At 59.2% G+C, this 19594-nt stretch carries 18 protein-coding genes; 3 read left to right on the top strand and 15 right to left on the bottom strand.

What is annotated here, in order from left to right:
- Window positions 1–8 precede the first annotated feature (8 nt).
- The 9 genes from trpA to leuC form a co-directional block, all read right to left on the bottom strand.
- Window positions 9–815, bottom strand: a complete 807-nt coding sequence (gene trpA, locus AAF659_RS04180; RefSeq protein WP_349750430.1) for a tryptophan synthase subunit alpha — start codon at window positions 813–815, stop codon at window positions 9–11.
- A 3-nt stretch (window positions 816–818) separates the two neighbouring features.
- Window positions 819–2042, bottom strand: coding sequence for a tryptophan synthase subunit beta (gene trpB / locus AAF659_RS04175; RefSeq protein ID WP_349750429.1), 1224 nt, complete (start codon window positions 2040–2042; stop codon window positions 819–821).
- Window positions 2029–2661 carry a phosphoribosylanthranilate isomerase gene (locus AAF659_RS04170; protein WP_502949188.1) on the bottom strand — a complete coding sequence of 211 codons (633 nt, stop codon included), beginning with the start codon at window positions 2659–2661 and terminating at the stop codon, window positions 2029–2031. The genes trpB and AAF659_RS04170 overlap by 14 nt, the downstream gene beginning before the upstream one ends.
- Window positions 2662–2718: 57 nt before the next feature.
- Window positions 2719–3561, bottom strand: a complete 843-nt coding sequence (gene truA, locus AAF659_RS04165; protein ID WP_349750428.1) for a tRNA pseudouridine(38-40) synthase TruA — start codon at window positions 3559–3561, stop codon at window positions 2719–2721.
- A 6-nt stretch (window positions 3562–3567) separates the two neighbouring features.
- Entirely contained in the window at window positions 3568–6774 is a 3207-nt protein-coding gene (locus AAF659_RS04160; protein WP_349750427.1) for a FimV/HubP family polar landmark protein, read from the bottom strand.
- Between the two features lie 202 nt (window positions 6775–6976).
- Window positions 6977–8095: an aspartate-semialdehyde dehydrogenase gene (asd, locus tag AAF659_RS04155; protein ID WP_349750426.1), complete on the bottom strand. Its 1119-nt coding sequence runs from the start codon at window positions 8093–8095 to the stop codon at window positions 6977–6979.
- Window positions 8096–8165: 70 nt separating this feature from the next.
- Complete coding sequence (gene leuB / locus AAF659_RS04150; RefSeq protein WP_349750425.1) at window positions 8166–9251, bottom strand: 3-isopropylmalate dehydrogenase; 1086 nt, start codon at window positions 9249–9251, stop codon at window positions 8166–8168.
- Window positions 9252–9289: 38 nt separating this feature from the next.
- Window positions 9290–9934, bottom strand: coding sequence for a 3-isopropylmalate dehydratase small subunit (gene leuD, locus AAF659_RS04145; protein ID WP_349750424.1), 645 nt, complete (start codon window positions 9932–9934; stop codon window positions 9290–9292).
- A gap of 4 nt (window positions 9935–9938) precedes the next feature.
- Window positions 9939–11366: a 3-isopropylmalate dehydratase large subunit gene (gene leuC, locus AAF659_RS04140; RefSeq protein ID WP_349750423.1), complete on the bottom strand. Its 1428-nt coding sequence runs from the start codon at window positions 11364–11366 to the stop codon at window positions 9939–9941.
- A 232-nt stretch (window positions 11367–11598) separates the two neighbouring features.
- Between leuC and AAF659_RS04135 the strand changes: the two genes are divergently transcribed.
- The 3 genes from AAF659_RS04135 (at window position 11599) to yghU (ending at window position 13854) form a co-directional block, all read left to right on the top strand.
- Window positions 11599–12486, top strand: a complete 888-nt coding sequence (locus AAF659_RS04135; RefSeq protein WP_349750422.1) for a LysR family transcriptional regulator — start codon at window positions 11599–11601, stop codon at window positions 12484–12486.
- 42 nt (window positions 12487–12528) lie between these two features.
- Window positions 12529–12927, top strand: a complete 399-nt coding sequence (locus tag AAF659_RS04130) for a globin family protein (protein WP_349750421.1) — start codon at window positions 12529–12531, stop codon at window positions 12925–12927.
- A gap of 78 nt (window positions 12928–13005) precedes the next feature.
- Window positions 13006–13854, top strand: a complete 849-nt coding sequence (gene yghU / locus AAF659_RS04125; protein ID WP_349750420.1) for a glutathione-dependent disulfide-bond oxidoreductase — start codon at window positions 13006–13008, stop codon at window positions 13852–13854.
- A 22-nt stretch (window positions 13855–13876) separates the two neighbouring features.
- Here the strand turns inward: yghU and AAF659_RS04120 are convergent, their stop codons facing one another.
- From AAF659_RS04120 to AAF659_RS04095, 6 genes are read right to left on the bottom strand one after another with little or no spacing between them, the layout of a single operon-like run.
- On the bottom strand, window positions 13877–15049 hold the full coding sequence (locus AAF659_RS04120; RefSeq protein ID WP_349750419.1) for an MFS transporter: 1173 nt from the start codon (window positions 15047–15049) through the stop codon (window positions 13877–13879).
- Between the two features lies 1 nt (window position 15050).
- Window positions 15051–16160 (bottom strand): chorismate synthase, encoded by a 1110-nt coding sequence (gene aroC / locus AAF659_RS04115; RefSeq protein WP_349750418.1) that lies wholly within the window; start codon window positions 16158–16160, stop codon window positions 15051–15053.
- A gap of 5 nt (window positions 16161–16165) precedes the next feature.
- Window positions 16166–17077 carry a 50S ribosomal protein L3 N(5)-glutamine methyltransferase gene (prmB, locus tag AAF659_RS04110; protein WP_349750417.1) on the bottom strand — a complete coding sequence of 304 codons (912 nt, stop codon included), beginning with the start codon at window positions 17075–17077 and terminating at the stop codon, window positions 16166–16168.
- A 44-nt stretch (window positions 17078–17121) separates the two neighbouring features.
- Entirely contained in the window at window positions 17122–18264 is a 1143-nt protein-coding gene (locus AAF659_RS04105) for a patatin-like phospholipase family protein (RefSeq protein WP_349750416.1), read from the bottom strand.
- A 56-nt stretch (window positions 18265–18320) separates the two neighbouring features.
- Entirely contained in the window at window positions 18321–19211 is an 891-nt protein-coding gene (locus tag AAF659_RS04100) for an alpha/beta fold hydrolase (protein ID WP_349750415.1), read from the bottom strand.
- Between the two features lie 3 nt (window positions 19212–19214).
- A complete protein-coding gene (locus AAF659_RS04095; RefSeq protein WP_077531261.1) occupies window positions 19215–19565 on the bottom strand; it encodes a PilZ domain-containing protein in 351 nt (116 codons plus the stop codon).
- Window positions 19566–19594: the final 29 nt, after the last annotated feature.

Raw genomic sequence — 19594 nt, 5'->3', positions numbered from 1 at the left:
CCTCCGGCTCAGGGTGTGTCGAGGCTGTCCTTCAGGGGCTTCACCAGCGTTTTGAGGGCCTGGTGCAGTGATTCGCCCCCCTCGGGATGCCGGCCAATACAATCAACAATAATACTACCCACGATAATAGCATCCGAAACCCGACCTATGGCGGCTGCCGTCTCGGCATCACGTATCCCGAACCCGACAGCGACCGGCAGTTCCGTAAGATCACGGATGCGGGCAACGCCGTCCTCAACGGCTCGAGCGTCGATACTGGCAGACCCGGTGACCCCCTTGAGTGACACGTAATAGAGGTAACCGCTGCTGTATTCGCCCATGCGCCGAATCCGTTCATCCGAGGTGGTAGGCGAGATCAGGAAGATAAGATCGAGCCCCTGGGACTGGAACCAGGGAACCACATCGCCAGCCTCTTCCGGCGGCAAGTCCACCATCAGGACACCATCCACCCCTGCTTCGGCAGCACGCCCGGCAAAAGTTTCATAACCCATTGCCTCGACAGGATTGAGATACCCCATAAGCACAACGGGCGTTTCGCCGTCTGTTTCCCGGAAACGGCGCACCACCTCCAGCACGTCGCGGCTGGTACAGCCTTTCGCCAGCGCGCGCTCACAGGCCCGCTGGATCACGGGGCCATCCGCCATGGGGTCAGAAAACGGCACCCCGAGTTCGATGAGATCCGCCCCGGCCTGCACCAGACTGTGCATGATATGTAGCGTCTCATCGGTGTCGGGATCACCAGCAGTGATGTAGGGAATCAGGGCTTTACGCCCCTGTTCACGCAGGGTCGTGAGTCGCTGTTCAATTCGGCTCATGGGTCAGCGCTGCTCCACTTCGATGTTATCCATGCGGGCAACAGAATCGATATCCTTGTCGCCACGGCCGGAAAGATTAATAACGATGGATTGATCCTGCCTCATGGTAGGAGCCATTTTTATGACCCAGGCAATCGCGTGAGCGGTTTCAAGCGCAGGCATGATACCTTCCACCGCCGTCAATCGGCGGAAGCCTTCCATTGCCTCGTCGTCAGTCACCGACACATAGTTTACGCGCCCGATGTCCTTGAGCCAGGAATGCTCCGGGCCCACGCCAGGATAGTCGAGGCCGGCTGAAACCGAATGCGTGCCCGCAATCTGGCCGAACTCATCCTCCATCAGATAGGTCCGGTTACCATGCAATACGCCGGGCTTGCCCGCGCTAAGCGGCGCCGCGTGCTCGCCGGATTCCACACCATGGCCGCCGGCCTCAACGCCATACATCGCAACCGATTCATCGCTCAGGAAAGGATGGAAAAGCCCTATTGCGTTGGAGCCACCGCCAACACAGGCGACCAACGCATCCGGCAGTGCCCCGTTTCTTTCAAGGCACTGCTGTCGCGTTTCGCGACCGATCACGGACTGGAAATCACGCACGAGCATCGGATAGGGATGGGGGCCTGCCACCGTACCGATAATGTAAAAGGTGTCGTCCACATTGGTAACCCAGTCACGCAGCGCCTCATTCATGGCATCCTTGAGCGTGCGCGTACCCCCTTCAACAGATTCCACTTCGGCGCCCAGAAGCTTCATGCGATAGACGTTGATCGCCTGCCGGCGGACGTCCTCAGCCCCCATGTAGATCTTGCATTTGAGACCAAGACGCGCTGCAACGGTCGCCGTAGCAACACCGTGCTGACCAGCACCTGTTTCCGCAATGACACGCGGTTTGCCCAGGAATTTAGCCAGCAGCGCCTGGCCAATGGTGTTGTTCACCTTGTGCGCGCCCGTATGGCAGAGGTCTTCACGCTTCAGCCAGATGGAAGCGCCTCCCAGCTGGCTGCTCAGCCGATCCGCATGGTAAAGCGGCGTCGGCCTACCCACATAGTCAGCAAGATCACTGTTCACCCTTGCGACAAAATCCGGATCCTCACGCAGCCGGAGATACTCGCTTTCCAGGTGTTGCAGAGAATCGATCAGGGTTTCAGAGACAAAACGGCCCCCGTAGGCGCCGAAATGGCCCCGCGCGTCCGGACTTTCCTTGATCTGTTGCTCAGTCAGTTTCATGGGTCAGGGTAACCTCCCGGACAAATTCATTGATGCGCCGACGGCTCTTGATGCCCGGTTCGGATTCCACACCGCCGCTGACATCCACCGCCCAGGGTCGCACGCGTCGTACGGCCTCGCCGACATTCTCCGCTGTAAGCCCGCCCGCCAGAATAAGCGGCATGGAGGGCGTCGACGGCAACCAGTCCCAGTTGAACGTTGTTCCTGTTCCACCATAACAATCCGGGTCATAGGCATCCGTCAGCAGGCCGAGCGCTCTATAATAAGTATTCTCTGCCGCCACAACCACCCGGGAATCCCGAACCCTGACAGCGCGAATCCAGGGATGTCCGAATCCGCCACAGAACGCCGCCGACTCGTCACCATGGAACTGGAGCAGGTCCAGTGGCACATGGCCAAGTGCTTCCTCCACGAAACGGCCTGATGCATTCACGAAAAGACCGACCGTCGTTACGAAAGGAGGCAGCGCCTCGCGGATTCGCCGAGCCTGTTCAAGCGGGACATAACGCGCACTATCAGGATGAAAAACCAAGCCGATGGCATCCGCGCCGGCCTCAGCCGCCGCGATGGCATCCTCCTCACGGGTAATACCGCAGATCTTGATTCGGGGGCGTGACAAGACCATCTCCAGCGTTAAAACGCACAGCATAGCGCCCGCCGCCTCGCAGACCAAGCCTTATGGAGGCGGCCCAAGCCACCAGGGGCCCAATCTTGGGCGCGGCAAAACGTTTTCCGCCGGATAGCATACATCCACCAGGTAGAGGCCCTGGGCTGGCGCGGTAACGCCGGCAGAGCGCCGATCCTTCTCGCGGAGCACCCCTGCGACCCACTCTGGCTGGCGTTCACCATGACCCACCGCCATCAGCGTACCGGCAATATTACGCACCATGTGATGCAGAAACGCGTTAGCGGTGATATCCAGCACCAGAAAAGGGCCTTCGCGATAAACAGTGATCGCCTGGATGCATCGCCAGGGGCTGTTAGCCTGGCAGCCGGCAGCCCGGAAGGCCGAGAAATCCTGTTCTCCCATCAGGTACTGCGCAGCCTTTTGCATGGCGTTGCGATCCAGAGGTGTATGCGTCCACGCCACGCGCCCGCGTAGAAGTGCCGGTGCGGTAGGGGTGTCCAGCATCACATAGCGATAACGACGGCAACGGGCGGTAAAACGCGCACTGAAGTCCGGAGTGGCCTGCCCGGCCCAGTGAACCCGTATATCGCCGGGAAGCGCGCTATTGATACCCAGAACCCAGGAGCGAATGGCACGCGAGGCGCCAGTATCAAAATGCACAGGCTGATAACAGGCATGAACGCCAGAGTCCGTGCGCCCTGCACACACCGGGGTAACCGGTTCATTAGCAACTTTTGACACGGCCGAAGCGAGCGTTCCACCAATGGTTCGGAGGCCGCTTTTCTGGTCCTGCCATCCGTGGAAGCCGCTGCCGTCATACTCAAGCACCAGGGCTATACGCCCTGGGCCAGCTGCGAACGCTGTTGTCAGCTCGGCGGGGTCCTGTAGCACGATGATTCAGAGTTCATTGAGAAGCCGCTGGGCTTCCTTCTGCTGGTCTTCACTGCCTTCGCGCGCCACTTCTTCAAGAATGTCACGCGCGCCGTCGGCATCTCCCATCTCCACATAGGCCCGCGCGAGATCCAGCTTGGTGCCAGCCTCGTCCGTGCCCTCCAGGAAATCAAACTCCTCGTCACTGCCCTCGGATCCCGAGGACACGCTTTCGGATTCCATCTCTGCTGCCCCTTGCCTCTGCTGAGGAGCGGGTGTCTGCGTTTCCTCACCTTCCAGAGCGGCCAATTCATCGTCGGAAAGAGCACTCTCAAGACCGAGATCGTCTGCTTCCGAGTCCATCAGACTTTCTTCCAGCTGGTCGGCGGGTGCGTCCGCTTTATCCGTTGACGCCTCACCCTGCCCCGGCTGTTGCGGGTCTTCGGCCATGCCTTCCTGAGCAACCTCCTCGGCCAGCTCAAGATCTTCCTCGGAGACGTCCAGAGCCAGATCTTCCAGTTCATCATCAGACTCCGGCGCCGGCGCTTGTGCTGTCGTAGCCACAGGCTCATCGCTTTCCGCTTCCTCACCAGTCACCCGATCCAGCTCCGCATCCAGCTCCTCAAGGAAGGAATCATCAAACTCCGACTCTGAAGATGGCCCTGATTCAGCTTGCGCTGGCGCTTCAGGTGTCCCCTCTGGTTTTTCCTCTGATGGCGCTGGCGCCTCTGTTTCCAGCTCCAGATCAAGCTCATCCAGTGTCAGCTCGGCATCCGTCTGCGCCGTGGTTTCGGCGGTTTCGGTAGTGTGGCTGGACCCCGTCTCGGGTTGCTCTTCGGAGAGTCCGGCATCCAGCTCAGGCACTGACTCATTCTCCGGCTCTCGGGGCTCCTCCAGTTCCAAATCGTCCATGGAGAAACCAAGGTCTGCCACATCTTCTTCCGTCTCTGAGCCAGAGTCAGTCATTTCGGGGGCAACTGGTTTTTCATCCTCGCCCAGATCGAAATCGATACTGAACTCTTCAGCCTGAGCCTCTTCCTCAGTCTCCTTCTCACTGTCCGAGGTGGCCGTATCCTTTGCAACGTCAGAAGATTCACCCAGCAGATCATCCACATCATCAAGGGCGCTGAAATCAAACTCATCGTCTTCGAGCAAATCTTCCGCAACGGGCGACTGCTCTTCACCAGGCGATTCGCCCACCATTTCGGCTTCGGAGCCGGTACCCGTCTTCAGCTGCTCGGTCAGGTCCTCAATACTGATGTCTTCGTCAGATGTGTCCAGCTGGCTGCGCAGATCGTCGGCCTGCTGCATGACGTCATCATCATTGAAAGCACTGAGCTCACGATACTGCTTTTCGAAATTCTCCGATTCACCGGCATCCGCATAGACGCCAAGCAGCTTGAGCCGCAGATCCACCCGACTTGGCTCGGCCGAAATAGCTTGCTCCAGATGGCGCGCAGCCTGTTCATGGCGCCCATAGGCAAGATAGACATCAGCCTCAGCCAACGCGTCTTCACCGTCCTGACTGTCAGAGGCCTGCTCAGCGTCAGTCAACGACTCTTCGGATTCATCAGCGGCCGCACTCAGATCCAGTGCCTGCTCATCCTCAACCGGTTCATCCGACGTTTCGGCTACATCCTTCAGCTGATCGTAGAAAGCCTGTTCCCGGGCCGCGTTACGTCGTGCAAGCCCCCAGAGCAGTCCCAGCAACCCTATACCCAGAACGCCTGCTCCGATCTGGTAGCGGGGATCGTTGACCACGCGCTGAAAGACCTGAGTTAGATTGGCGGGCGCGCCCTTGCCCTCTGTCTGTTCCGAATCGGATTGAGCAGCGCCATCGCCATCACCGGATTCACCGCCTGAACTTGAGGCGACGGCGGGTTCAGACTCTTCATCGCCAGTCGTCGGTTCCTGACCTTGAGTTTGCTGGGCCTCAGATTCAGTCACAACCTCGCTGCCGGAATCGTCGCGACTGTCAGTGGACTCAGACTGGGCGTCCGGAGCCTCGCCAGAGCCCCCTTGCGCGGCCTCCGCAGTTTCACCCGAAGCCTGGACGTCGGACGCCCCGTTGTTCTCGCGTGCCTCGGCAAGCCGCTGTTCCATTTCTGCCAGCTGATCGTCTTTCAGCTCAATCAACTGGCTCATAGTATCAAGCTGTTTCTCCAGATCCGCCAGACGATCCGATAGCTCTTCACGATCCCTCTCGGCACGGTCCAGCTCCTCCAGAGCAGAGGCGAGCCGTTCGTCACCCTCGCCATCACCCATCCCGGCCATGGTTCCATCATCGCCGCTGTTTTCACCATCCGCCACCAGGATACGGAGCTCATCCTCACCGTCATCGCCAGACTCACCGGGTGAAGGTTGCGCTTCCGATGACGGAGCCTGTTGTGCCGTTTCCGCCGAGTCATCTGCCTGCGGCGCCCTGGGAGAAGAATCTGTTGACGCCTGGCGCTGAGTTCCCTGCTGGTGGCGTTCGTTCTGCGCCACGACCTGTTGGATCGCTTCCTGCCTGGAACGCGAACGCATCGCCTCCTCAGGCGGGATACGCAGGACATGGCCACGGCGCATTTCATTGATATTGTTATTGGCAAAAGCCTTGGGATTGGCGTCCTGGATTGCCAACATCACCTGATGGCGATTCAGATCGCTGGAGGGGCTGACCTCACCGGCAATGCCCCAGAGTGTATCATTAGCGCCAGTGGGACCGTATTCTTCAGGTGCCCCGGCAGCAGCTGTACTGGCCTGTTGCTGTTGGCGCTGCGAAGCCGGCTCAGATCGGGCCTGGGTACCGCCACCTTCCGTCTCCGCGCTGGGACCAATGGCTTCTGGGCCGGGATCGCGGGACGGAGGATCCACAAGGAACGAATATTCGCGCAGCAACCGTCCTTTCGGCCAGGTCAGCTCCACCAGAAAATTCAGGAAGGGTTCCCGGATAGGCCCTTCGGAAGTGACCTCGATCTGGAATCCCCCGTCGGATTCGACCACCTCGAACTTCAGGTCGTGGAGTACATCCATCCGGCGAAGGCCAGCGCGCTCAAATTCAGATTCCGGCGCCAGAGAGACCTTGATCTGGTCCGCGGAAAGATCACGCGGTTCACTGATCTCAATTTCAGCCCGGAGCGGTTCGTTCAGGTTCGTTAGTATGCGCCCCTCGCCCATGCCAAGAGCCTGAGCAAGACCTGATCCAAGCCCGCCAGCCAGGGCGAGCGCCACCGCCAGTTTGCGTACTTTCATGCCGTATCCTTTCCCCGTTCTCGTCAGGCAGCCATCCGCGAATTCCGCGCAGATTAAGGAAATACACCTGTAATTATGAAGTTAAGCGGAAGTATTGTTGATAAACGCGAATTACGCAATAAATCGCCGGGCAAGGACGATGCCCGGCTGGCGGGAATGCGCCCCGTTTCACGCCAGACCAGGGCACAGAATCCTTCCAGATTCAGCCATTGCGCTCAAGCAGAATGGCCAGCATCCGCCGCAGCGGCTCAGCGGCGCCCCACAGCAGCTGGTCACCGACCGTGAAGGCATTGAGGTATTGCCCGCCCATGGCCAGCTTACGCAGCCGGCCAACGGGCACATTCAGCGACCCCGTAGCATAAGCCGGACTGAGCTTCTCCATACTGGCCTGCTGCTCATTCGGCACAAACTCGCACCACGGGCTATGTTCCTGAAGCATAGCCTCGATATCGGAAAGCGGAACGTCTTGACGGAGCTTGATCGTCAGCGCTTGGCTGTGGCTGCGCATGGCGCCAACGCGCACGCAGGTACCGTCAATTGGCACTGGGTTATCGGTGCGCCCCAGAATCTTGTTGCTCTCGGCGCCCGCTTTCCACTCTTCCTTACTCTGACCGGATGGCATGGGTTTGTCGAGCCAGGGGATCAGACTGCCAGCCAAGGGCACGCCAAAGTTCTCCGTCGGAAACTCGCCACTGCGCATGGTTGTGGTCACCTGCCGGTCAATCTCCAGAATCGCGGAAGAAGGATCGGCCAGCAGATCGGAAACCGCGCCATTCAGAGCCCCCATCTGGTCCAGGAGTTCGCGCATGTGCTTGGCGCCAGAGCCCGACGCGGCCTGATAGGTCATAGGGCTAATCCATTCCACCAGGTCGTGATCGAAAAGCGCCCCGATCCCCATCAACATCAGACTGACGGTACAGTTACCGCCGATGAAATCGCGCCGCCCCGCGTCCAGAGACCGGTCAATGACACCACGATTCACCGGGTCAAGGACAATGACAGAACTGTCTTCCATGCGCAGCGCGGAGGCCGCATCAATCCAGTAGCCGTCCCAGCCAGCTTCACGCAGAGGCCCATAGACTTCATTGGTGTAGTCACCACCCTGGCAGGTGACAATGATGTCCATCGCCTTCAGTTCCTGAATATCCCGGGCATCCTTAAGCGGAGGCGCCTCTTTGCCAAAGTCCGGCGCCGGCTTCCCTGCTTGCGATGTGGTAAAGAATACCGGCTCGATGCCAGCAAAGTTATCCTCTTCCTGCATCCGCTGCATCAGCACGGAACCGACCATGCCACGCCAGCCAACCAGACCTACTCGCTTCATTGTTCCGCCTCTGTTTGTAACCTACTGGGTTTGTATATCTGAGCCCTGAGCTCTTGCAGGCGAAGCCCTCTTACAAGTGAGCATCCAGGGCTGAAAGGACCGCTTCGCCCATGGCACGGGTGCCCACAAGCTGCGTTCCCTCAAAATGGATGTCCGGCGTGCGCAGTTTCTGCTCCAGAACGTCCCGCACCGCCTTTTCTATAGCGCTGGCCGCCTCTTCCATACCGAAACTGTAGCGCAGCATCATGGCTCCGGAGAGGATCGTCGCCAGCGGGTTCGCCTTATCCTGACCGGCAATATCCGGCGCCGAGCCGTGGCAGGGTTCGTACATGCCCTGCTTGCTCTCGTTAAGTGCCGCTGACGGTAGCATACCGATTGAGCCCGTCAGCATAGCGGCCTCATCGGACAGGATATCACCGAACATATTGCCGGTGACAATCACATCAAACTGGTTCGGATCGCGCACCAGCTGCATGGCGGCGTTATCCACATACATGTGGCTCAGCTCAACATCCGGGTATTCCTGCGCAAGCTCATTCATGACTTCCCGCCACAGCACGGTCACTTCGAGAACATTGGCCTTGTCGATGGAACAGACCCGTTTGTTGCGCTGGCGGGCCGATTCAAACGCGACCCGCCCGATGCGACGGATCTCAGACTCGTTGTAACGGTAAGTGTTGAGGCCCTCGCGTTCGCCATTTGTCAATGTCTCAATACCACGCGGCTGACCGAAGTAGATCCCCCCGGTCAGCTCGCGCACAATAACAATATCCAATCCGCTCACCACTTCCGGACGCAGGCTGGATGCTTCCGCCAGCTGGGGATAAAGAAACGCCGGACGCAGATTGGCAAACAGTCCCAGACCGGAACGCAGACCCAGAAGTCCCTTTTCGGGGCGTTCAGCCATCTCAAGATGATCCCATTTGGGACCACCCACCGCACCCAGAAGAACGCCACCAGCCTCCCGAGCCTTTGCCATGGTGTCATCAGGGAGCGCTGTTCCCGCAGCGTCGATGGCAGAACCGCCCACCAGAGCCTCATCAAAACTCAGGCCCAGGGCACTGCGCTCACTAACGCGCTCCAGAACGACACGGGTCTGTTCAATAACGTCCGGACCAATACCGTCGCCCGGGAGTAAAAGTACCTTCTGTGTCATGGTGTCATCATCCTGAAAGTTTGATGTCTGAATACTATTCAATCCGCCGGAAACAGCCAGGGCGCTTCCTGCTTGCGGCGCTGCTCATAACTGCGGATGGCATCCGCATCTTCCAGTGTCACCCCAATATCGTCGAGGCCGTTGAGCAGGCAATGCCGGCGGAATTCATCCACATCGAACCGATAGGTTTTACCATCCGGCGTCGAAACGGTCTGGTTCTCCAGATCCACGGTTAACGAATACCCTTCCACGGCCTCCACAGCCTGAAAAAGCTCATCGACCTCTTCCTGTTTAAGAACAACGGGTAACACTCCATTCTTAAAGCAGTTGTTGTAGAAGATGTCGGCAAAACTTGGTGCAATGATTGCCCGGAAACCGAAGTCCTCCAGTGCCCAGGGCGCATGCTCGCGGCTCGATCCACAGCCGAAATTGGCCCGCGCCAGCAGCACACTGGCGCCCTGATAACGCGGCTGATTGAGGACAAAATCCGGATTGAGCGGACGCTTACTGTTGTCCTTGCCTGGCTTCCCCTCATCCTGATAGCGCAGCTCATCGAACAGGTTGGGCCCAAACCCCGTGCGCTTGATGGACTTGAGAAACTGCTTGGGGATGATCATGTCGGTATCAACGTTGGATCGATCCATGGGTGCAAGCAGCCCCGTGTGTTTCGTGAATGCCTTCATGGTCTCACCCAACCCTGTCGTAGTACTCGCAAATATCCACAAAATGGCCATGCATGGCCGCGGCCGCTGCCATGGCCGGACTCACCAGATGGGTGCGTCCGCCAAAGCCCTGCCGGCCCTCGAAATTACGGTTGGAGGTGGACGCACAGTGCTCACCATCACCCAACTGGTCGGGATTCATGCCCAGACACATGGAACACCCTGGTTCACGCCATTCGAAGCCAGCATCAATGAAGATCCGGTCCAGCCCTTCTTCTTCGGCCTGCGCCTTCACCATACCGGACCCCGGCACCACCATCGCCTGCCTGAGCGTTGCGGCAATGGTCTGGCCCTTGAGGATGGACGCGGCCTCGCGCAGATCCTCAATGCGGGCATTGGTACAGGATCCGATGAAGATCCGGTCCAGCTTGATCTGGGTCATTGGCGTATTGGGCTCAAGCCCCATGTACTTCAGGGCACGCTCCATCCCCTCACGCTTGATCGGATCGGCTTCATTTGCCGGATCCGGAACACGATCGCCAACGTTGGTAACCATCTCTGGCGAGGTCCCCCAGCTTACCTGGGGTTGAATCTCAGCGGCATCCAGATGGACTACTTTGTCGAAGGCCGCGTCCTTGTCGCTCTTGAGCTGGCGCCATGCCTCGACAGCCCGGTCCCACATCTCGCCTTTAGGCGCCATCGGCCTGCCCTTCACATAATCGATGGTTTTGTCATCCACTGCTACCATACCGGCGCGGGCGCCCGCCTCGATGGACATGTTGCACATCGTCATACGTGCCTCCATCGACAGACCGCGAATCGCCGAGCCCGCATATTCAATGGCATAACCCGTACCACCCGCCGTACCGATCTTACCGATGATCGCCAGCATCACATCCTTACCCGTAATGCCCGGCTTAAGCTCCCCGTCCACCTGCACCAGCATATTCTTCGACTTCTGCTGAACCAGGCACTGGGTTGCCAGCACATGCTCAACTTCAGAAGTCCCTATACCGTGCGCCAGCGCTCCGAAAGCCCCATGCGTGGAGGTATGCGAATCCCCGCAGACAACCGTCATTCCCGGCAGAGTCGCCCCCTGCTCAGGCCCGATCACATGCACGATACCCTGGCGCTGATCGCTCATGCCGTACTCGACAATCCCGAACTCATCACAGTTGTCATCCAGGGTCTGGACCTGGGTCCGCGAAATCGGATCCGCGATCCCCTCAACGCCATTCTCGCGCCCGGTAGTGGGGACGTTATGATCCACCGTCGCCAGATTCGCATCAATCCGCCAAGGTTTGCGCCCGGCAAGTCGAAGCCCTTCAAAGGCCTGCGGCGACGTCACCTCATGCAGCATGTGCCGATCGATGTAGATCAGGCAGGAGCCATCAGCACGCTCCTTCACCAGGTGGGAATCCCAAAGCTTGTCGTACAGTGTCTTGCCACTCATGGCGCTACTCCCCTTGCAGGCGACCACGCCCGATCTGATAACAGACTGAACGTGGTTTGACCGATTTACCCGTCATGGTACAGACTCTTTTCAGATCACCTCAATTCATGTTTTTCCTGGTCTGAATTCCAAGCAAGAATACTATGCCAGTTGCGCGGGAGCGAAAGCGCCTGAAATGGGAGTGGCGGGCGCGGCTCCCGCTGTAAAGACCTGACGGCTGGAGACACTCTTAATGGACACGCAATCCCTCATCGCCTTCATCACCGTCATCGATACCAGCTCCTTCTCCGAAGCCGCCGAAGCCCTGCATCTGACCCAATCCGCTGTCAGCAAACGCATCGCGACCCTGGAGCACCAGACCGGCCGCCCCCTCATCGAACGCAGCGGCAGGGGTCTGCGGCTGACCGACGCCGGCCACGCCTTGCTCCCGCATGCCAGAAAGGTACTCGACGATCTGCACAACGCCCGGGAAGCCATCGCCAGCCTTGACCATCGTATGCAGGGCCCCCTGTCATTGATCACCAGCCACCATATTGGCCTCCATCACCTGCCCAAATGGCTGCGGGCCCTTCAGCAAACCGAACCTGAACTGACCTTCAACCTGCAGTTTCTCGAGTCCGAGCAGGTGTTCCAACAGCTGCACCAGCATGACGCCCCGCTCGCCTGGGTTACGCTCAACGATCGGATCATGGAACGCTTCCAGGTCTGGTGCTCCTGGGAAGATCCGATGAGCTTCGTTTGTGGCCCGGATCACCCACTGGCCCGGGCTGATCAGCTGACGCTCCAGGACATAGCCCACTATCAGGCCATCCTGCCTGCCAGTACCACTGAAACCTACCGGGTAGTCTCCCACCACTTTCTTCAACATGGCATCACTCTGGATGCCCAGATGCCCACCAATTACCTTGAAACCATCAAAATGATGAGCAGCGTGGGTCTGGGCTGGTCGGTACTGCCCAACACAATGCTCGATAACAGCCTGGTGGCCCTCGATATCTCCGATCCCCTGACCCGTTTGCTGGGAGCTGTAGGCATCCGCGGGCGTGAACCCGGAAGAGCCGCGCGTGCGCTGCTCCAGACCGTAAGCGCGTCAACACAAACCGATTTTACTGGTCTATAATCCCGCCTTAAGACACACGGACAGAAACAGGCAGAGGATCGTATGGACAGCTCTGAAGTCGAAGCAGTATTCCAGAGTTACGGGCGGGTCTGCACGGACGAACAGTTCTTTATTGATTTCTATGACTACTTTATGAGCAGCTCACAGACCATCAAGGATCAGTTCCGCGATACCGACATGAAGCAACAGCGCCATCTGCTGCGCAACGGCATCATGCAGCTGATTCTCTATGCCCGGGGAATGCCGGACACAAAACTGAAGCAGCTGGCCGAAACCCATTCACGACACGGTTATGACATAGCACCCGAATGGTATTCCATTTGGCTGGACGCGCTGATGAAGGCGGTTGCCAAACACGACTCGGAATACGACGCCTCATTGGATGCGCAATGGCGCCGTGTTCTGAAACCGGGAATCGATCTGATCCGGGATGCTTATTGAACCCGGCCTGTGAATGGCATACTCCACAATATCGGTCGTATTCCGCCGAGATCCCGAACGCAGTGAGAGATTGCAACCATGAGTGAAAACAACTACACGCCTCCGAAAGTCTGGAAATGGGAAGAACACACCAGTGGCGGGCGCTTTGCCAGCATTAACCGCCCCATCGCCGGCCCCACTCATGAAAAGGACCTGCCGATAGGTAAACATCCGCTGCAACTCTATTCCCTGGCAACGCCCAATGGCGTGAAGGTTACAGTGCTACTGGAGGAGCTTCTTGAGCAGGGCCACAACGGAGCGGAATACGACGCCTGGCCGATCAGCATTCTTGAAGGCGACCAGTTCAGTAGCGGGTTTGTGGCCGTTAATCCGAACTCCAAGATACCGGCCATGATGGATCATACTCAGGACCCGCCCTTGCGCCTCTTCGAATCCGGCAACATTCTGCTCTATCTGGCCGAAAAGTTTGGCGATTTCCTGCCCAGCAACATTCACGGGCGTACTGAAACCCTCTCGTGGCTGTTCTGGCAAATGGGCATGGCCCCGCTTCTTGGAGGCGGTTTCGGGCATTTCTACGCCTATGCCCCGGAATCTTACGAGTACCCGATCAACCGCTTCACCATGGAAGTGAAACGCCAGCTCGATGTGCTTAACCGCCAGCTGGCGGACAACCGCTACATCGCAGGCGATGAATACACCATTGCGGATATGGCGATCTGGCCCTGGTACGGCGCGCTGGTAAAGAACAAAGTCTACGATGCGGCCGAATTCCTGGAGGCGCACAGCTACACCCATGTGATGCGCTGGGCGGATGAGATCGCCGAGCGCCCGGCGGTGAAGCGTGGCCGCTTGGTCAACAAGACCTGGGGCGAGGAAAGCACCAAGCTCCCCGAGCGCCACGACGCCAGCGATTTCAGCAACCTCTGAATGGCCGCGCAGACTCAGGAAACTACTGGCTGGCGTACGCCCTCTGCGGTTCGGGCCGCATCCACACCCAGGCGGCCACAATGCCGACCAGCATGAAACCGGCGCCGCCATAGAAGGCGGCGACCGTGCTCTCCCATTCCACAAGCAGTCCCGAGAGCCAAGCGCCGGTAGCACCACCAGCGCCGTATGTAAGCCCGCTGTATAGGGCCTGCCCCTGCCCCTGATGCCCATCTCCGAAATGCAGACGGATATAGTGCACCGACGCCGCGTGCAGTGCCGCATAGGACGCCGCGTGCAGCAGCTGCGCCGCTAGAAGAACCCAGAGAAGCTGTGAAAATTCAGCGATCACCAGCCAGCGCAGTGCCGTCAGTGCCGCCGCACAAAGCATGATTGCCCGCATAGGGTAAGCAGACAGCAAACGGTGCATCACCAGGAATAGCCCCACCTCTGCCAGCACGCCCAGCGCCCAGAGCGCGCCCGTGCTGATTTTCGCGTAGCCAAGCTGTTCAAGGTGGATGGAGAAGAACGTGTAGTAAGGGCCGTGACTCGCCTGAAGCATGAAGTTCAGGATGAAGAACGACCACACCTCAGGCCGTTTCATAATCGCAGTAACGGATCCGTGATGGGGCATCCGGCGAGTGCTGGGCTCATCATGGATCAGCTGAGAAGCTATAAAGAGCCCCGCAAAAAGCGGCAACACCAGCCAGGGGATGACGCTTACCGGCATATAATCCAACGCTGCGCCGAAGCCTGCCACCGAGAGCATGAACCCGATCGATCCCCACAGCCTTACACGGCCATAACGCCGTGAACTGGTACCCAGATTGTGCAGGGTAATGACCTCGAACAACGGCAGTATCGCGTTCCAGAAGAAGCTGAACGACAGCATCACCAGCATCACCCCCCAGAAGCCAGGCCGGAGCAACGCGAAGCTGAAGCACACCAACGCCAGCAGGGAGCCGAAACGGATCAGGCGCAGCCGCTGTCCGGTACGGTCCCCCAGCCAGCCCCAGAGGTTGGGGGCGATGATCTTGGTTCCCTGGAGAGTCGCCATGAGCAGGGCAATCTCAATATAGCGAAAGCCCTGATCTTCAAGGTAGAGGGCCCAATAAGGCATGAACACGCCAAGGGCGGCGAAAAACCATAGATAGAGGTTGGATAGACGCCAGTAGGTCCCCGTCTCGGAGGCCGCCATATCAGCCCTCCTGCTGGCGGCGGACCTTCTCGATATCAGGCGCATCCCCCCGTACATCCGCGTTCTGGGCACGGTGGCGCAGGTAGTGATCCATAAGGACAATCGCCATCATGGCTTCAGCGATTGGGGTGGCCCGGATGCCCACACAGGGATCATGACGGCCGGTGGTCACAACCTCCACCGGATTGCCTTCGACATCAATCCCCTGACCGGGCAACCGGAGACTGGATGTAGGTTTCAGAGCCAGGCTGGCGACCAGAGGCTGCCCGGAAGAGATGCCACCCAGCACGCCCCCGGCATTGTTGGAAAGGAATCCGTCCGGCGTCATCTCATCCCGGTGTTCGGTTCCCCGCTGGCTGACACTTTCAAAGCCGGCTCCGACTTCCACACCTTTCACCGCGTTGATACTCATCAGGGCCTTAGCCAGATCCGCATCCAGACGATCAAACACAGGTTCACCCAGACCGGGAATCAGGCCATCCGCCTCAACCCGGATCCGAGCGCCCACCGAATCACCGTCTTTGCGCAGCTGATCCATAAAGGATTCCAGGTCCGGGACTTTTTCCGGTTCAGCACAGAAAAAGGCGTTATCGTGCACTGCGGACCAATCGGTCATACCCAGCTCAATGGGCCCCAGCTGGGTCATACAGCCCCGGATGCGAATACCCTTCTCGTTCAGGAAGGCCCGGGCAATGGCGCCGGCAGCCACGCGCATGGCGGTCTCCCGTGCCGAGGAACGGCCACCGCCGCGGTAGTCGCGGATACCGTACTTGTGCCAGTAGGTATAGTCAGCGTGCGCCGGGCGGAACTGGTCCTTGATCTGCGAATAGTCTTTCGAACGCTGATCGGTATTCTCAATCAACAGGCCGATGGGTGCCCCCGTGGTCACTCCCTCAAACACCCCGGAAAGAACCCGCACTTCGTCCGATTCCCGGCGTTGGGTGGTATGACGGGAGGTACCCGGCCGCCGCCGGTCCAGATCCGCCTGAATCATCTCCGCGGAGACCGGTATGCCAGGCGGGCAACCATCGACAATGCAGCCCAGCGCGGGCCCATGACTTTCGCCGAAGGTGGCGACTGTAAAGAGGGTTCCGAAAGAGTTACCAGACATGACTTCTATCCATTCAGCAGGGGCGCGGCCTGCGCCAGTGTTTGCGCGTCGACCACGAAGACCCCGTGACCGCCGTTTTCCATTTCAAGCCAGGTGAAGGGCACGCTCGGAAAGGCTGCCTCCAGCGCCGGCTGGCTGTTGCCCACTTCGCCCACAAGAACGCCATGCTGCGACAGGTAGTGCGGCGCTTGATGCAGAATCCGGCCCATCAGTTCCAGGCCGTCATCGCCGGCAGCCAACCCCATTTCCGGCTCATGCCGGTATTCAGCGGGCAGTTCTGCCATATCCCTGGCGTCTACGTACGGCGGGTTCGCAAGGATCAGATCATAGGGCCCGTCCAGCTGGTCGAAAAGGTCGGAGGTGACAGCGCGGACCTGACCCTCAAGGGCGTAGCGTTTGATGTTGTTTTCGGCAACCTCAACAGCCTGCGGTGAGACCTCACCGAGATCCACCCGAGCGTGCGGAAACACATGGGCTGCGGCGATACCAATACAGCCGCTACCGGCGCAAAGATCCAGTATGCGCTCAACCGGTCGACCCGCCAGCCAGGGCTCGCCCTCGGCGGCCAGGAATTCACCAATTGGCGAGCGCGGAATCAGAACACGTTCGTCCACATGAAACGCCAATCCCATGAAAAACGCTTCACCGGTAAGGTACGGTACCGGCACACGGTCACGAGCGCGGCGCTCAATGCGCTGCAGAACCCGCTCCCGTTCAGAGAGCGTCAGGCGCGCATCCAGAAACGGAACGTTATCGCTCATAGGCAGGTGGAGCGTCTGCATCAGCAGCTGCACCGCGTCGTCCCAATGGCTGTCGGTGCCATGACCGCACCAGACACCCGCTTCGCGGAACCGCGATACCGCGTAACGCAGCCAGTCACGCACGGTTTGCAGTTGTTCAATGGCCTCGCTCGTCACCCAATGCCCCCAACAGATTCCGGTAAAACCGCGTATTATACCAGCTATTGGCGTTTCGAGCCCGGAATCCGGGGTTCTCCCTTACCCGCGTTACGGTGGTCTTCCAGCGCATCCTCGGCAATCATCCGGCCCAGCTGGATCAGCTCCGGTGCACGATGGTAATCAAACGAGCGGCATACGTGCTTGGGGAGATTGATCAGGATATCCGGCGGGTAGCCGGCAATCTTGTAGCGCGTCAGCGAGTCCTGCATGGTTTCAATCGCCAGGTTCATGACGTCGAACTTGCCCAGCCCGAGTTCCTGAAGACTTACGGCACGCGCATCGTCCTCGCCATTACCAGCGCCTGCCTCCGCTTCGTAAGCATGGCGCTTCTGGACGTCTATCAGTGCCTGCTCCTCGCTGCTGGCCCGGTTGCGCCGCCGGCCCGCAGCCTCCTGGTTGTCCCAATCGAACCAGCTGGCCGCTCGCTGCTTGAGCCTGTCGAGCCATTCATCCGGCGATGCGTCAGCCTCCTCAGCAGGATCCACTTCCTCATCGGCTGCCGCCTGTGCCGCGGCCTCGGCCGCCGCCTCACTCTGTTTGCGCTCACGGGATGCCCACTCCTCAAGGGGCGGCAGATTGGCATAGCGTTTATCATTACCACTGAGGTTTACGGCCAGGGTCAGATCCGCATGGGCCGCCACTGTGGGAATAATAGGCAAAGGGTTCAGAAGCCCTCCATCGACCAGAACACGCCCCTGCAGCATGACGGGCGTGATCACGCTGGGAATAGCCGTCGACGCCCTTACCGCCTGGTGCAACGGCCCTTCCTGGAACCACACTTCCTGATGGGCCAGTAGGTCGGTCGCTACGGCCGTAAAGGGCATTCCGAGATCTTCAATCCGGGTGTCGCCAAGCATCTCCTGAACAACACCAAACACCTTTTCGCCCCGGATCGCGCCCGGGGATCCCAGCGAAAAATCCAGCAGGCGCAGCAGCTGCAGCTGGTCCAACCCCGTAACCCAGTCCTTGTAGGCTTGAAGCTTACCCGCTGCATACATGCCGCCGATAAGTGCGCCCATACTGGCACCAGAGATTGCGACGATGTTGTAGCCCTGCTCCCTCAGAACCTCAATCACACCAATATGCGCGTAGCCCCTGGCGCCGCCACTGCCAAGCACCAGGGCCACTGTCTGTGGCTCACTCATTGCCGCTCCCCTTCAGGTTGGTCCCTCTGTGGATCGACAATGCGGACAGCCCGCTCTCATTGCAAGGGGGACAGCCCCTTCCTCCCAAGCCAGGCGAGGCAACCTTCCGCAACCCCCTCCCCTTCCGCATCCAGATGGCAGTGGTGACTTCCTGCCACATCCATCAGGGTGCAGTCAGCAAGCCTGGGCAGGCGGTTTTCAAGCCATTCGGGCTTGAAAACCGCCATACCACGGCTCGCACGTATCAGCAGCGTGGGAACCGCAATGGCCGCCAGATAAGCTGTGACTTCATCTTCCTCAAGCCGGTGCATGGAGGGGTAGCGCAGCCTCGGATCCGTATTCCACTGCCAGCCATCCTGATCCTGTCGCAGACTTCTGGGGACGATGCACTCAGCGGCAGCACGGGTCAGTGGAATCCGCCCATTCATGCGTGCCTCGATAGCCTCTTCCAGGCTCGCATAGTAGGGAGGCTGCCCGCGGCTGCCCTGCCGCACCCGATCTATGGCCTGCTTGAGCTGAGCCGGGAAGGCCTCAGCATCCCCAGTCAAGGGGCCAAGGCTGTCGATGAGCAGCAGTGCCCTAACCCGCTCTGGGACCGCCACACTCAGAAGACTCGCAATGATCCCTCCAAGCGAGTGACCAACAAGAACAGCCCCTTCTCCCGGCACCAATCGATCAAACAGGGGCGCGAGATCCCGCACATAGTCGAGCAACTCATAGCTCGCCCCGGGTGGCCTGTGAAAGGAATGGCCATGGCCTGGCAGGTCCACTGCCAGGACCCGGAAGTGATCGCCAAGGGCCGGCCCGAGCCGGCTGAAACTGGCAGCGTTATCAAGCCAGCCGTGGAAAGCAAGGACCAACGGGGACGACGGATGCCCCCACGCAACAGCCCCAAGAGTGCCAGACGGGACATCCAGGGTCAGATGTTCAGGCTCAGAAGTGGCCATGGGTTACATAGTGTGCGTCGGCCGGTCTGAATTCAGGGACCCGGCCAGGTAGGCTTCAATCTTGGTGCGCGCCGTCTCGTCGTCGCCATTGAACTGCACACCGACTCCCGCGGCACGGTTGCCCTGAGCCCCTTTCGGAGTGACCCAGACCACCTTGCCGGCAACAGGAATCTTTTCCGGTTCGTCCATCAGGTTGAGCAACAGAAAAACTTCATCCCCCATCCGGTAGTTTTTCTGCGTCGGGATAAAAAGGCCGCCATTGCGAACGAAGGGCATATAGGCGGCGTAAAGCACCGCCTTATCTTTGATGGTCAGCGTCATGATGCCGCTGCGTGCGCCGATTCCAGGCCCCATGTTTCTCCCGTTTGCTTGCGTTTTCGCTT

This window comes from Salicola sp. Rm-C-2C1-2, from assembly GCF_040196175.1.
GTDB lineage: Bacteria > Pseudomonadota > Gammaproteobacteria > Pseudomonadales > Oleiphilaceae > Halospina.
The sequence above is the reverse complement of the archived record's forward strand: the minus strand, read 5'-3'. Positions and strand labels throughout refer to the sequence as shown.